A 15,265-nucleotide genomic window follows, 5' to 3' on the forward strand; every position below is an offset into this window, starting at 1 on the left:
CTGTTACACAACTATTTCGTTTCTATATTCACTATCGTATCTGCAAACTGTCCGACTGCCCGCGTTGTTCCATTCCCTGCTCATAGCTCTTGGTCGCACGTTCAGCCACGAGTATATGGTTCACCGCCGTACCGATTCGTTGCCGCTTGCCCTCATCCGGCATCGCCGTGTCATTCAATATCAGCGACAGTCGGTTCATCTCAGTTGCAGTCAGTTCATGCGAATAGCTGCCGGTACCGTCTTTGGCGTGCAGCATAGGTCTTGCACTGCCTTGTATCACCAGTTCACAGGATTCCAGCGAGGGGGCGAGTGGCGACAAATCAATGCGTTTTTCCAATGCTGCTTGGGTCGCAGCCGCCATTTGCTGCTCCTGCTCCTTGCCGTCAATCTGTACGGCAAGAGACATCAGCGAAGTAAACATCCCCATCACCAACTCCATAATCGGGTCGTTGCCGTTTAGTTGAATACCGCTATCCTCCGAGGATAGCAGCTTTTTCATCCAGTCTTCCGGAGAAGTGGCAGGACCAATTGCCGGAGCCTCGTTCCCTTGCGTGCGGAATTTCGCCAACAGGTCTTTGCCGTCCGACAACAGTTGGAGTCCGATGTTCCCTTTCTGCGCTATCTCGGCAAGGTAAGCCGCAGGATTCACTTCACGCAGGGTTCCGTCCGCATGGATTTTTTTTACCTCCAGATGCAGATGTTCGCCGGTTGTCCGTGTACCGGTGTTGCCCGACACGCCAAGCTGTAACCCGGCATTCACCGTGTCACCTGTTTTTACGCCTACCGCCTCCAGATGATGATAGCTTACCTGCACCTTGCTGTTGTCTGCACGTTCGTACTCCACCGTGACAGAGCGGCCGCCCGGCGTGTTGGCATTCAGATTGACCGCCACTACCTTTCCTTTATCCTCCGTGGCAAGCACGGCTTCCCGGTTTGTCTGGATATCGATTCCTTTGTGTATTTGCTGTTTGTCCGGGTTTATCGGGTCTCCACGCATTCCGAAAGGGGAAGTTACCAACAGGAACTCATTTCTTTTCACCGGGAAGGAATAATGCGCTGTGACTGCTTCGCCTTGCGCAAGTCCGGTTTCCATCACCATACGGTCGTACCTGTCAAGTCCGTTCGCTTCGATAATCCGTTGCAGATTGGCGGCATAGTTCCCTCCGGTGGCGTATCCGGCACGTTCCAGACCTTGCGCCCAGCCCTTGTCGTCAGCTGCCAGTTTGAAACAGCCCGCATACCGCTTGTTCTCCTTTAGGAATCGGGAATGATGCTCGTATGAATCACCCGCCGAAGCATAGCTGCAAAATTTCTCGTCGGGTTTGTCATCGGTGTACAGTCCGTATCGACCGCCACCCTCTATCCACGCCACAGTCGCCTTGATGCCGAAATGGTTGTTCTCTTTCATTGCTAGCTGGCTTTGTCCGTTGGAGCTTTCCAAAATACCTTGCGCCAACGTCACCGATGCCGGAATGCCGTACTTGTGCATCTGCTCCATCGCAAACCCGGCGTATCGCTCTGCATATTCTTGATTCTTACTCATTATTATATAGGTATATGTTTCTCTTATGCGTTACACATTACATCCGTCGTGTCGGACGCTGTTCATTCTCAATGGGGGTGTCCAATGCGGACACCGGCACACGGGGCAGTTTATCGCATATTCCTACTCTCATTCCCGACCGTACCAGTTTGGGCAGGTGCTTGTCCAAATCCGAATTAGGAAAAGAAACCGCATGAATCCCCCCGTCACGTTCCGACACACTAATTCCAAGCACGTTTGCCACCCTGTCCGCATCCTCCTTATAAGATTCATAGCGGTCATGGTCACGGAAGAGAAGCACGGCATCCTTGTACTTATCTTTCAATTCCTCAAATATCTTCCAATCCGTCAGTTCTTTCCCTTCATTCTTCATCTCCGAAGTTTCCCTCCGGTTTTCCGCTAGCTTCGCTTCTTGCGCCTGTTTCAGCACATCTGCAAACAGCGTAGCCGCCAGCTTTGTCTTATACCCGGCCATATCCTCCGCAATCCAGAGCCGTTGCCATTGTTGCCTCGATACCTCACGGGCTTCTATTTTTCCCATTCCCTTGATTTGCGGCACACAAAGGAACTTGTCATCTTTGGCCCGGAAGATATTTGCACGTTGGATAAGCGACAAGTCCACGTCCGCAGGTGCCGTGCCGAACAAGTCTTGCCTCAGTTTGGGGCGGTCGGTGCCGAGCGCATAGTATTTTTGCGCCAGTTCCATGCGTACTTCCTGTGCCGATTTCTGTTCATTCTGTTTCACGGCAGAGAAGAAACGGTTCAAGTCCTCCTTGTCGGGATAGATGCTGAATGCTTCCCCTTCTGTGGGTCTCAGGTAGAGTGCCCAGCGGTTGTTGTCGTCACGCAACATCTGTATGTGTTCAAACTGTACGTGGGTGGCCTTATCCACCGCTTCCTCCACATCAAGCGTCGCTTGCACCTGCAACTCCTTGTTGTTCAGCTTGGCGGTAAACACCTCCTTGTCCTTGAAGTAGCTGTCATCGGGGCGGTATCCCAGCAGGCCGTCTTTATTGAAGAAGCGCACATAGCTTGCTCCCTGCTTCATCAGCGCACCGGCTATCTGTTGTTTGGAAAATCCGGGCAGGTTGTGGGCTACGAGCCTTGCCTGTTGTTCCGACCGTTCCTGCGCAGGCATTACCTCATCGGGAGTCAGGTAAAACGGACGTCTGTCCGTAGCGGACAGTATCACGTGGCCCCCTGTGGTGGCACCGGCAGGCAGCACTACGTCCACAATCCCGGTCTGCCTGGCACGCACCACCACCATTTCTTTGGTGGAGCGGTCAGGCACGCTTTTCAGTTCGTCCGCTATCCGGTAACTTCCTTTTGTGTTCCATTCGGCAGGCAGGTATTCTCGGCACGCCGTAGCTATCTTCGTACCATAGGTGAGTGCCTCTGTATAGGCTATCTCCACCACGTCGGTATCCTCATCCGTCACCATCGACAAGGCTTCGTTCTTCTTCTGCTCGTAATAGCCCAGGTCGAATTTCTCCAAAAATGCATTCCGGGCTTCGGGAGAAGGAAAATTACGGCTGTCTATCGCCATTCCTCCGGTGCGGAGAATATCTACCAGTATGGCACTCTCACGGGCGTCCACCTGCGGCCCTTGCCGTTCCTGCATTTCCGAGGTCTGGCGTTGCGTGCGCAGCGTGGCATATTCCACCTTCTCGCCCTGTTCCGCTCTGCGGATAACCCCCAGTGCATTGTTCACATCGCTCTCTATGGCCTCTATATAGTGTGGGTTCTCTTGCAATTCTCGTGTCCAGTGTTCCACCAAAGGTAGGCTGTCGTCCGCTAACCGGGCGGGCAGTCCGAGTTCCATCATCTTTACGCCGGAGACCAGTTCTGCCACCAGCCGCTCATAGTGCACGGCATCTTCCGAAGGGGCTTTGCCGCCTTTCATCACCATACCTTCACGGGCAAGCCGTTGGGCGTGACCGGTGGAGCTCGCCACTTGGCGCATCAACTCCTGCACATAATCTTCGTAGTGTTCAAACTGTTTCGGTTCGGGCATATAGACGGCATCTTTGGCAGTATCGAAGTGTGCCATACCTGCGGCATTCTTGCGCACAGGTATCAGATGTGTCCTGATTTGTGCCACAAATTGGTTCACCGTGCTTCGCAGTTGCCGTTCCTCACTTTTCAGATATCCTCGGTCAGCACGGCTTCCGAAGCGTTGCTGCAAATCCCGGTATTTTTCCGCATCCGTCATCGGCAAGGTGGTCTGGTCAATATTGAACAGAATAATGATTTCCCGTTGGCGCACTCCCTTGTAGAGCTTCTGCTGTTCTTCGGGTAAGGCTTGGTATGCCTCACGGGACAGCGTATCTTCCGAATTGTGTCGGTTTACATACTGATCCCATTTGTACCAGTTGAACGGCACGCCGTGTTCCTGTTGCAATATCGCTTCTCCACGCTGCTTCGCATCGGAGAACATTGTATATAGCCCGGTTGTGTAGCCGCTTTGGTCGGTATGCATACCCAGCACAAGGGCATTGAACGGGCTGACCGTAATGCCTTTCGGATAGAACTTCGGTAGGTTTCTTCCTGCCGCATTCAGCCAGTATCCGGTACTGGCAACCGCACCGTTCAGTGCGTTTACCAGGAGTGCCGCCTGTTGGTGGGCGGCAGATTGTTCACGTGGACTTTTTTCTTTCATATCGCTCTGCATTTAAGTGGTTATTTGAGTACAATGCTGCGTTCTCGGCCCTCATCCCGTTCCGCTTCGGCAATCCGGTAGTTCTGCTGTGCCATCCGGTGCATTTCATCGTGTTTGGCAAGCACGGCGTTGGCGAGTGTACTCAGGGGAAGTGCACCACTACGATGGGCATCTGCCACATTATCGGTCAGTTGGATGCTGCACGGCACTTTGTCAATCACCGCAATCAGGCTGTTCCCTTGCAACACCGGGTTGGCAATGCGTGGATTAAGCGTCTCATTGGCATATACCTTATAGGGTTTTGCCGCCTGGTTTCCCTGCCGTTCAAGGGCTTCATGTCCGGCCTTGTTCAACAGGTTCGCGCCGCCCATGCCTATCAGTATCATCTTCAGCATCGGGTTCCGCACATACATTCCGGCCAATATGGAAGCGATGGGCAACAGGTTGTTTTGCGGAAGCAGCGATTTCGACTTGCCGGTAAACAGCCCGAAAAGGATGTTGGGCAGCATGGAAACGACATAGCCCAGGTTTTGGCCGATGTTGCCCAGACCCTCCAGCCCGAAAGTGCTGAACAAGTTGCCCCAACCGTTTTCATAGTCCTTTCCTTGCGTGTCGTTGGTTTCCGTATGGTGTCCCGTCACCGTATCATCCTGCTGTACAGTCGTTTCTTCTTCCACAAGCCCCTCCGCAGCTTCGGCACGTGCCTTGCGTTCCTTTTCCTCCTGCATCATCATCAGGTATTCTTCTTCCTGGCCGGATGCCACCACCATGGGCACATCCTCGTATTCGGGTTTGCGCTCATTGGAAGGAGGCTCGTATGCCGGGAATGGCCACCCCTGCGGAACCTGCGCCTCGGCTTCCATAAGTTCCACCCAAAGCGGCTTTTCGGTCAGTATGCCCATCCTTTTATCCAACTGTTCGTTAAGCGACAAGATGTAAGGGTTCTCATACGATTTTATCTCCTTGCTTTGTGTGCGGAAGTCGGCAAATACATTGCGCTCGCTGCCGAACACGCTGCGGCTGATACAATCTTCCACCGTCATGGCCGGAGCATCCTTCGTTCCGTCCATGAATTTTCCCACCGCATAACTTACCGCTTCCATGCCGCCCAGCTTGACAAGGCTTCCCCAAGAAGAAGTACCGCCCATCGTCACAGTATCCATACCGATACCCACCGCCATGCCCAATGCTTGCTCCGCACCGCTTGGGCGATAGGCCGCTTCGCCACGCCGTTCTATTTCCTGTTGCAGGGGCGACTTCACCATGCCTTGCGCCAATCCTAACAGGCTGCCTTCCGCACCTTTCCGCAAGACATACTCCACGGATGATTTGGGCATCTGTTCGGCCACCATCCGGTCAATCATCATTTGTTCCACCCGGTAGTCCACGTAGGCAAAGGCGAGGTCTCCGCCTAACTCTTTGGAAAGTTCCTCATACCGTTCCCGGCTGATTTCCGCTACAAGGGCGTTGCGCCACTCACCGGCAAGCAGGCTCAGGTCTTGTCCGGTCTCCGGGGTGGAGTCTATCCGTTCCCGGCACATCGTCACATAATCCTCTGTTGTCTTGCTGTTCCATTCGCCGGTCTGTCGGAGGTATAATAAAGAGTCGTCCGGTATTCCGTTTGCTCCGTTGGCAAGGGAGCGAAGCGTACCGGCTACACTGGATTGGTATGTACCGATTTCCTCCACTTGTTTTTGCGCAAGGTAGGCTTTGGCCTCCTTCATTATGGGGGCCAGCCGGGTATTGAAATATTTTTGCAGGCAATATTCTATTTCTGCAAAACGCTGGGTCTGTCGGGGGGTGCTCATGTCAGGTTCATTTGTTGCAATAGTTGTTCTTTGGTCTGTTCAATGGCGTGATGGTACACTTCCATTTGTTGGGGGAAGTATTCTTCCAGCATCGTGTCTTTGTCAATTTGGTCTTGAATGAACCTTACCGCCACCTGCCGGCTGATTTCCACGGACGCTTCGCCTTCCTCCCGGTTGTTGAACCATGCTTTCGTCCACCAGCGCATTCCGGCCTTGTCGGGATATACCGTCACCAGCCGGGGTATGTCGAAACTCTGCACGTCTATCTCCAAATCGGCAAGCGGGTCCACCACGCCGCAAGTCGCTACGGCTTGGTCTGCCGTTTTTTTTTATCATTTTCATTCAGTGTGGAGAGAAAGAGGTTATGACGCAGGGCAAGGTAGCTCAAGAAGTCACCGATAAGCAGATTTTGCACTTTGGCGGCTATCGGCATCGAGCGGCCGCCTATCCCCAACGGGTTGGCGAGCGAGGGTATCGTTTCATAGAAATAGTTCTTCACAGCGGACAGTGAGAAGATATTCCGCAGCGATTGTTCCGTATGCTCCGGCACGCGGTAGCCGCCGTTGCCTACTTCCAGCAGGTACTCCGGATAGAAGCGCAGCATCAGTTCTTCGATTTCCTCCCGGTCATCGTCATACGCTGTCGGAATATCCATTTCCATGGTCGCCAGTTCCGGCGTACCCGGATGTCCTTGCTGCCGCATCGTCAGCAGGTTGCCGTATAGCATGGCAAGGAACTCCATCGGATTGATTTCCTCCCCGTCATACTTTACCCCGATATGCAGCAGGTCTCCACTGATACCCACCACGCTACCGGCTCTTACCCGTGTACCGAAGGCGGCAAGCGCGTTGGCAAGATGGGCATAGGTCACTTCATACTTGCCATAGCGTATCACTTGATACAGTCCGTGCGTGGGTGTGCTGCCGATACCCGATACCACACCGTCCGCTACGGCGGCAAGGATGTAGCGGTGTGTGGCGAAATCCACACCGTGATGAAAAAAATCCTCCTGTGTCACCGGGTGGTTCTGCTTTCCATAGCCCAATGTCATGTTCACTTCTCCGTTTCTCTCTTCAAACGGCATACAATAGCCGCTTTTTGATACCAGGTTCATTTCTTGCGTATAGTTCATTTTTCGTTCCTTTCAAGCCTGTTGTCAGGCGATGTTTATATTGATTTCATTTCTTAAAAAGCTGAATATGTGCGCAATCACTTCCACTGTCCAACCGTTCCCCAGCATACGGTACTGTTGCGTGTCGCTGCACTTCCAGACGTACCAGTCTGGAATGGTTTGCAGTCGTGCGCACTCCGTGGGTGTCAGGCGGCGGATGCGTCCGCACGACATACATATTTCTCCGAAGGGAAGTGAATTTCCGGTATAAGTGTCTGTTTTCCCCTTTCCGTCAAGTCTGCATCCGTCCAGACTGGCCCATATCAGGTTGTCTTTCTGTACGCTCGTCAGGCAGTTTGTCTTGCCGTCAGTCCGGGGTTCAAGTTGTTGGATATTTTTTCGGGGTTCGGTGATTTTTCCCTTTTCGTATGCCTTGCGTATCTGTTTGCCGTACTCTGTCCTTCGGGGAGCAAGACAGGTCTCACGGCCACGCATGGCCATGCAGACATAGTTCGTGGTAAGGTTTCCTTTGGCTTGTGCGGTAGTCATCAGGCAGTGGCTTTTGTCGTTGTTGCCCAGCACGTTCATTCCGGTGTTCCGCTTCTCTCCATGCCTTTTCAGCCAGCCCAGCATTTTTTCGCTCAGGTAGTATTTCTTATCTACTTCATCCTCCACGATGTTGCGGAGGTATATTTCCCGGTCTTTGGGCTGTGGAATGTCGGAGTGCAGTTCACCGAACAGTCCGATATTCTTTGTCCGTATGTTCGTCCAATAGATACGGGTACGATTCTGTGCCGACACCAAAGCGGAGTTGATATGCACCCCGAAAATCCCGATGGCCTCACTCAGCACGCGTTCCCATTTTTTGCCCATTTCCACATTTTCTAATAGGAACAGCACATCAGGATTATACTTGCGAATATCTGTCAGGATGCGCATATATTCCCAAAACAGGTATGATTCCCCTTCAAACAGGAAGCCTTCATGCTTCAATTCCAGGTAATGCTCCAACGTATGGATTTCCCTCTTGTCTATGGTGGACATACCGGCACGTTTACCGGCAAAGGAAAACGACTGGCAGGGACTTCCGCCTATCAGCAGGTCTATCGAATCTAGTTGGCGCACGTCTATTTGTGTGACATCACCGAGCTGTATCGTGTCCGGAAAATTCAGTTGGGTTTGCCGGATAGCGTGTTTGTCGATTTCGGAAGCATAATACTTTTCCGATTGGATGCCAAGCCGTTTCAAGGCAATCTGTCCGCAGCTCATTCCGTCAAATAGACTCAACACTTTCATGCCGTCTCTGTTTTTGAGTTGAAATATGCGCCGCACTTGAAGCCCTTTCTTGGCGTGAAATCCTCGAATTCGCAGCTTAGGAATATCCATTTCTTATCGGCCCAGCCTGCCAGGTCCTTCTGCCATTGAGGTATGCTTTGGTGGGGATTATGCAAATCCCGGTATGGCTGGCAGTAGGGCAAGAAGCGTTTCCCTTTACGTTTCCAATGGTTCACACGGGAAAATGATTCTTCAAAATCATCGAGCAGGATGCAGTAAAAGAAGTATTCCCCCTTGTAGCCGTATTTATCTATCAAGGTAGTAGCACGCTCGCACTCCGCTATCTGCGCTTGCGTGTCGCAACCGAAGCGGATATATTTCAGCCATTTCACCTGCGCAAGCCGCCTTGCAATTTCGTCCGTCACTAACCGGGCGTCAAGCCCTTGGTTGAAATCCACACGCAACCCCATCCGGATAATCTTTTCAATCTGTTCCAGCCCATAGTTTGAAGCCAACACATTGTTATCCATGAGGGTGATACGGTTTCGTCCGTCCACCGCAATCTCCGCTATATCCATGTAAGGCGTGATTCTCCCTTCTTTCTGAGGCACCACACACCATTTGCACCGGTTCGGGCAACCTCTTGTCAGAAAGCCGTAAGCCACTCTTTTGTCTATCTCATACAGGCTGTAGTCCGGCACAGCCCTGTCTATCTCCGGTGGCAGCACCTTTCCTATGTCATAGCCGGTTCCCCCTCGTTCCGCTTCATCGGCATTCAGGAAGTAAGCGTAATCCGGAGTAAAGGTGAACACTTTCGCCAGATACACCTTATCGTATCGGTTGAGCGGATTGTACCACTCCACACGATCGCCCTGTGCCTTGTGGTAGCTGCTTATCTTCATCAGCGCAAGGTTAGGGTAACGGCTGTCTACTGCCAATAATCCGATATTCATTGTCTTTTGTCTTTTTTGTGTTTGTCTGGAATCATAAATTTCAGAACTAAATTTTTCATTATCTCCGCATTCCTCCCGACCGTTCCTGTTCCTCACTCACCACAGATGCCAATGGTTGCGCCACTTTGGAGTTATTGCCAATCAGCATCATGCCCAACAACGCACCGGCGATTTTCCCCAACCACCCGAAGCGGCCGAATATCAGCATGGCAGAGGCCAACAGCCCGAAGATGCCCAATCCCGACACGTTCCCCTTGCCGAGATTGCCGAAGAAGTTTCCCAGCATATCCATCCCGTTGCCGCCGGTCATGTTCCGCAGGAAGGTGCTCACGCCGTTCAACGTCTCGTTGGCCGATGACACGGACTGTTCCACTCCCTCCATACTTTTGGCAGTCTTGTTTGCCACGTCCGCTATTTTATCCGCAGCGTTCCCGGCAAGTTCCAGCCCTTTGTCCACCGTTTCTTCTCCCACAAGCACCTCCGCAGCCGCCCGTACTACCGGCTTGTCGTTCACAAGATTCTCCCAAGCGAGATACCCCATGCCGCCGCCCACTACCGCCGCTTTCGCACCGTGCCCCAAGCCGATAAGCGTGCGCCGGGGATGCACGAGTGCGTCCCCAATATTGCGTGCCGTGGCTTGTGTTGCCGGATGTCCGGCTACCTTTTTACCTATTCCCAAGATTGTTGCCCATTTTCCCATTGTCGTGTCCGATTATGTTATTCATTTTATAGTCGTTATCTGTTTCCGTTCCGTTTCCACCGCCGCATGGCAGCCTGCACGATTTCAGCCTTGTTTGCCGGTTTCGGACGGCTTCCTTCGTCAATCCCGGCCCACACATCGGCAAACGAGGTGTATTTTACGGCGAGTGCCAGATGCTTCAGCTTCTTGTTCATCCGTTTCAGCTTGGGGCGTATGGCGAATACAATCTCTATACGCTGCTTTTCCGTCATTTTCGTGTCGCTCATGCACACCTGCCGGATATCGTTCACGATTTCCACGCTTCCCAATATCAGGTCACGATATATTTGGTTTCTCCGGGGTGTCAGTGCCACGGCAAAAGCCCCATCAGCGTATTGCCTCAGTTGTTTCGACAAGTCTCCCATGTTGTCCGACAGCCGTCCTATCTCATGGTAGAAGCCATAAATCTGTGCGGCATAGCACACAATATCCCGGAACGAATCAAGGTAGTCGTTGAATTTCCGTTGCAGGTCGGTCATGCCTTCCACTTCCTCCCGTATCCAGAGATGTCCGGTTGTCTGCATCAGCATCGCCCTCTCTTGACTTTTCAGTTCCTTTTCTGCCTTGTTGGTGTAGCCCAGTATCATTCCGGCCAGTGTCGGGTCTGTCTGTGCCTGTATCTTTGCCGTTCCCACAAACAGCAGCAGGATAAGCCAGGTGTAGTATGTAAGCAACCTTTTCATAATCCCTTCTCTTGCATCAATGCCTCGCCGCCCTTGCAGCCCGTCTCCACCGGTCTAGGGCAAGGTGCGCTATCTCGCTGTTGTTTCGGTCAATCATCCCGGCGGTGATGTTGTTCCACACGTCCGTCATCGTATGGTAACGTATGCTCAGGCACAGGCGGTTGAGCTTTTTATTGAACGCTCCCAGCTTATCTGCCAACGCCCACATCGTTTCACTCCGTTCCGCACCGGTCAGCATATTTTGCGGTCCTCCGGCAGCTACGGCATTCCGTAGCAGCGTATAGACTGTCACCAGCTCCGTGGCGGTCTCGATATACAGGTTGTTCATCGACGACGTGGCGAGGATACCCTGTGGGTTTTCGCCCGCCGCCTTGCGCAACCTTCCCAATGAAATGAAGATGCGCACGCCTTCCTCATACAGAGTGGTGGCGGCTTTCAGCGAGGAGGCGTACCCGCTGGCCGTTTGCAGGTAGCCGCTATATTTCCGTTCCCACTCGTGGATTTTGTTGAACTCGGCGGCAATGGTGTTCTGCAAGGCGGCCGTGCGGAGTTGTCCGTCCGTCTGGTTCTCTATCTCGCCGTTGATGGCCTCATTGCCCTCTGCCAGTGCCATCCACTCCAAAGGGTTGGTCTGTACAAATTGCGCACGGGTATGCGATGCCCACAGAAGGCTCACGAAAAGCAGCAGGCTAACGGTTCGTAATCTCATATATCCTTTTTTGTTGTTTGGCATTTTCCACTCGTTCACGGATATGCCCGACAAGATCCATCCGATATTCCACGCCGCATATATCCAGTTTGGGAGTCATGCGGTCTCCCGAATACACGCTCACCGTTTTCAGCCCGGACAGTTGTTGCAGGAAGCTGCGGTGTTCCCTGAAATCTACCACACGGTACAGCTCCATGTAGTCACAGCTTCGTGTGAACACGCCATGCCGGTAGATTATCTGTTCGCTGCTGATAAGGTATTCGGTACGGCGCAGGTAGATGAATCGGTACAGCAGGCAAAGGCTGCACAGTACGGAAGCTCCTGACAGCATACCGCTATTGACAAAGTTCTCCATCCCGGCACAGCCATACCCGGCAAGGCAAAGCAGAAGCAGGGGCAGTTCATCAATGACGAATTGCATGGAGTGCGGTCGGATGACAAGGGTTCCGTAGTGGGTGGTCTGCATAGGTTTCATGGGGATTATCGGTGAAAACTGGATTGGTATTCTTCTCTCATGCCCGAAAGGGAGTTGGTTATATCCGTTTCCAACCGGGCAAGTTCTTCCTGTATCTCATACATCTCCTGAAAGCCTTTATCCGGCATTCCTTTGTCATTGACTTCAAAAGACTGCACGACTTTCTCCGCCCGCTCAATCCGTTTGCGTACAGCTTCATGGTCTGCTTCATCATACAGGCCGGTACGGATATGTTCGGGATTGATTTCGGGCAAATCGGACAAGGCGCGATTCAGGGTAGCCTTGCCACTGATTTCCCAATCATCAGGTTTCTTTTCTTCCGTTTCCATCCGTTTGTCAAGCAATTGGTCGTTCCAGTCCTTGTAACCTTCCGCCGCAGGCTCATAGATGATACGTCTCATGGCAGGTGTGCCGGGCTGGGATAGTATCTGTAGAGCTTCCGAGATAGCGTGCAGATCGTTTTTCATTTCCTCCAATTCCTCCTTGCTTGTCGAACCGTCAGTACGGCTGATTTCATAATTATCCCTACGATTCATATACATCTCCTGCAAATATCCGTCGCCCATTTTCATGTATTTGAGAACCGCATCTTCCAAATCGGGGCTCAGGGCATATATGCCCAAACTCGCTGTCACTTTCTTGAAGTCAAACGGTTCCAGTGCTATTTCATGACGTTGATACCCCTTACTACAATCTTGCACGATTAGTTTCTCGGCTTTCGACAGATAACTGGAGAACTCCCTTCCGGCATGAACCAGCGCAAAATTAATAGCGAATACCTGTCCGGCACGGTCACGGTCAAAACAAAGGTGGTGGACGGCATCCAGTGTTTCCGCTATCATTCCCTTAAATTGTTGTTGGCTCGGCGCCCCTCCGGTGGAGACAAACACCGAATCCTCCATATTCAGTTTGCCTGCGTTCAACTGGCAGAAAGCCATCGCGTCGAGCGCACTCTCAAACCAGTACATGTTTCTCACCTCTGTCAAAGCCAAGTGTTCCGGATTGCCTATCCATATTCCTTGCGTGGTGTTACTTCCGGCAGCCATACCCTTATATGCCATTTTTCCCTCTTGGTTCGGGCGGCTTCGTTCCTCCAATCCTACTTTCTCATCCGGCTTGCCCGGTAAGGTCAAAGGAAACGAGAGGTTGGTATATCGCTTGCCGTCCGTCCGTTGCTTCGTGGTCAGGAAGATGTCGTTGGCAAACAGCCGTTGGGTGGCGAGGTCGATCCCACGGTTCTTGAAGTAAGGATAGAATTTCTTCTGGCTCTCCCAGTTGCCCAAGTCAAAGCCTTGCCATTCGTAATCGTTGGCATTGAAGGGCTTGTTTTGCTTCTCCGGATTCAAGACACGGGTATTCCGTTCCGTTATGGGTTGGTTCAGCAGGCGGTTGCACACAAGGTTCACCAGCCTGTCCTTCGACATCCCCGGCGTGTATTCCGCGAAGAAATGCGGATGCTCCTTGATAAAGGATATGATGTTGTAGTTCCGTTGTTCAGGCGGCTGGAAGCAGCACATACCGTTTCGGGTGACAATGAACTTGTCACCCCGAATACGGCGGCCGTTGCTGTCCAGGCGCACGTAAGAGGGATATCGGATGCCGTCCTTGCGGTTCAGGTGGTACCCGGCATCTTGCAACACCTCTTGGATGTTGATGCGTTGCTTGAAATTTTCGTAGGTAAGTTCCGACATATATAATAAAGGTGTGTTTGTGTTGTGTTCTTTTTACAGGTTTACATTCCGTGGCGCATCTCGTGGCGGATATGCTCATTCGCCGCCGCCTCGAAGTTACGTGCGGCCACATCCATAGGCGTATCCACCCCGGGTTTGAAATAGGGGAGTGGCGTAGGCCCATGGTGATGATGCTCGGTGAATACCACCGGTCTTGAATGACAGTGGTGGTCATGTCCCAGCTCTGCAGCCACGGTTACGCCGGCAAGCAGGGCAGCCCCGATTTTCGCCCCCAACGGTGTCTGGTCTCTCGACTTCATATCCACTTCGCCGAACACTTTGGAGAACAGTTTCATGCGGTGGTAGTCGTCAATGGCCATAAACTTGTCGTATTGCTTCTGTGTAATCTCGTGGCTCACCCGTTCGCCGTCGATGATGGCGGTCATCTTGTATGTTCCCTCTTGTCCGGACGGTTCCACACGGATATCATCTACTGTCACCTCTCTGCCATGCCTTCCTTCGCGGTACCAACCTTTATCGGGACGGATTGCTGCAAGGTCATTGCCGTTCATCATCACGCCCTCCCTCGGCAAATCTTCTCTTAGTCCTTGTTCCGCTTTCGCCTGTTGCAGTCCGATTGAGTGTTGCCGGTTCAAGTCCTCCAGCACTTCCGGATGTAAGGGCAAGTTCACTGTTTCCCTGCCATTCAGCATTTCCAATGTTACTTTGCCGTCATAATCATCTTGGATTACCCCGTTGATGATTTCCAGCCGTTTCTCTACCGTGGCTTCTTCCAATGTGTTGGCGGTCAGTGCGGCAAGTTCCTCCGCTGTCAGGTCATATTGCAGGTCTGCCTCCACCGTGGCCGACTGCACGGTCAGCGTTTGTGTTTCGCTATCCACGATAATACCGTGGCTTGCTAAGCACTCCTGCCATTTCTCGTTGGTGAAATACACCGTCGAGGCTACCAGTTCCTTGTAGGGCTTGGCTGGTTCGTTGCTTCTCTGTCGGGTTTTTACAGGTGTCACCACGGTTTGCAACTCCTTCAGCACATCCTTCTCCGTTACCAGGGCGGTGGTGTGTCCTTTGTAATAGAAGCCGTAGCCGCCCGATTGTAGTTCCCCCGGCTTCATGCGTCCGTCCGGACGGTTCGGCACGATAGGCGCACCGGGATAGTAGAGGTTTCCGCCGATGCGCCGCAGGTGGAAGCCCCCTTGTTGCCGGGGTGTCCAGCCGAGAAAGCCGTGGCAGATTGGATGAAAAGGACGCATGGGCATTCCCACACGTCCGTATTCCCCGGTGCCGATACGGTAGCCGTGCAGCCCCATGGCAACCCGTCCGTTGGCGTTCCGGGCGTGTACGAAGTCTTTCGGCAGGTCGAAGTCGGCGGCCACGATGCTCGCAAAGGTATTGTAACACCGTTTGTTGGCAGAGTTCGTGCCCCAGTCGGTCAGCGCACGCAGTTGCTTTTCGCTGATAGGATAGGTCAGCAAGGGCGAATCATGCCCCTGCACAATCAAGGCAAACCCCTCGCTGCTTCCTGACAGGTATCCACGCATACCGTTACGCATTAGCAGGTCTTGCATTTCCGGTGGTAAGTCCAGCGGTCGGGGATTGGTATTCTTTCGGATTGACATATT

General features: G+C 52.6%; 13 protein-coding genes. All 13 read right to left on the bottom strand.

All coding sequences use genetic code 11. From position 1 onward, the window contains the following. Positions 1-31: 31 nt before the first annotated feature. The 13 genes from A4V03_RS05175 to A4V03_RS05235 are packed head-to-tail and all read right to left on the bottom strand — an operon-like array spanning position 32 to position 15,262. Complete coding sequence (locus tag A4V03_RS05175) at positions 32-1,543, bottom strand: glucosaminidase domain-containing protein (protein WP_065538183.1); 1,512 nt, start codon at positions 1,541-1,543, stop codon at positions 32-34. Between the two features lie 37 nt (positions 1,544-1,580). Beyond that, a complete protein-coding gene (locus A4V03_RS05180) occupies positions 1,581-4,202 on the bottom strand; it encodes a MutS N-terminal domain-containing protein (protein ID WP_065540296.1) in 2,622 nt (873 codons plus the stop codon). A gap of 20 nt (positions 4,203-4,222) precedes the next feature. Then, positions 4,223-6,010 carry a hypothetical protein gene (locus A4V03_RS05185; protein WP_065538184.1) on the bottom strand — a complete coding sequence of 596 codons (1,788 nt, stop codon included), beginning with the start codon at positions 6,008-6,010 and terminating at the stop codon, positions 4,223-4,225. Continuing rightward, positions 6,007-6,303, bottom strand: a complete 297-nt coding sequence (locus A4V03_RS05190) for a hypothetical protein (protein WP_065538185.1) — start codon at positions 6,301-6,303, stop codon at positions 6,007-6,009. The genes A4V03_RS05185 and A4V03_RS05190 overlap by 4 nt, the downstream gene beginning before the upstream one ends. Positions 6,304-6,314: 11 nt before the next feature. After that, positions 6,315-7,142 (bottom strand): M23 family metallopeptidase, encoded by an 828-nt coding sequence (locus A4V03_RS05195; protein WP_065538186.1) that lies wholly within the window; start codon positions 7,140-7,142, stop codon positions 6,315-6,317. 24 nt (positions 7,143-7,166) lie between these two features. Continuing rightward, positions 7,167-8,417, bottom strand: coding sequence for a DNA (cytosine-5-)-methyltransferase (gene dcm / locus A4V03_RS05200; protein ID WP_065538187.1), 1,251 nt, complete (start codon positions 8,415-8,417; stop codon positions 7,167-7,169). Beyond that, positions 8,414-9,349: a radical SAM protein gene (locus tag A4V03_RS05205; RefSeq protein ID WP_065538188.1), complete on the bottom strand. Its 936-nt coding sequence runs from the start codon at positions 9,347-9,349 to the stop codon at positions 8,414-8,416. Before A4V03_RS05205 ends, dcm begins: the two co-directional genes overlap by 4 nt. 58 nt (positions 9,350-9,407) lie before the next feature. After that, the gene (locus A4V03_RS05210; RefSeq protein WP_065538189.1) at positions 9,408-10,049 is read right to left on the bottom strand and encodes a hypothetical protein; all 642 of its coding nucleotides are present in this window, start codon (positions 10,047-10,049) and stop codon (positions 9,408-9,410) included. Between the two features lie 35 nt (positions 10,050-10,084). Next, positions 10,085-10,771, bottom strand: coding sequence for a hypothetical protein (locus A4V03_RS05215; protein WP_065538190.1), 687 nt, complete (start codon positions 10,769-10,771; stop codon positions 10,085-10,087). A 16-nt stretch (positions 10,772-10,787) separates the two neighbouring features. After that, positions 10,788-11,480 carry a hypothetical protein gene (locus tag A4V03_RS05220; protein ID WP_065540298.1) on the bottom strand — a complete coding sequence of 231 codons (693 nt, stop codon included), beginning with the start codon at positions 11,478-11,480 and terminating at the stop codon, positions 10,788-10,790. Further along, positions 11,461-11,946: a PH domain-containing protein gene (locus A4V03_RS05225; protein WP_065540297.1), complete on the bottom strand. Its 486-nt coding sequence runs from the start codon at positions 11,944-11,946 to the stop codon at positions 11,461-11,463. Before A4V03_RS05225 ends, A4V03_RS05220 begins: the two co-directional genes overlap by 20 nt. Positions 11,947-11,960: 14 nt before the next feature. Then, positions 11,961-13,646, bottom strand: a complete 1,686-nt coding sequence (locus tag A4V03_RS05230; RefSeq protein WP_065538191.1) for a toprim domain-containing protein — start codon at positions 13,644-13,646, stop codon at positions 11,961-11,963. A 41-nt stretch (positions 13,647-13,687) separates the two neighbouring features. Beyond that, a complete protein-coding gene (locus A4V03_RS05235) occupies positions 13,688-15,262 on the bottom strand; it encodes a hypothetical protein (protein WP_065538192.1) in 1,575 nt (524 codons plus the stop codon). Between the last annotated feature and the right edge of the window lie 3 nt (positions 15,263-15,265).

The organism is Bacteroides caecimuris (assembly GCF_001688725.2).
Classification (GTDB): Bacteria; Bacteroidota; Bacteroidia; order Bacteroidales; family Bacteroidaceae; genus Bacteroides; species Bacteroides caecimuris.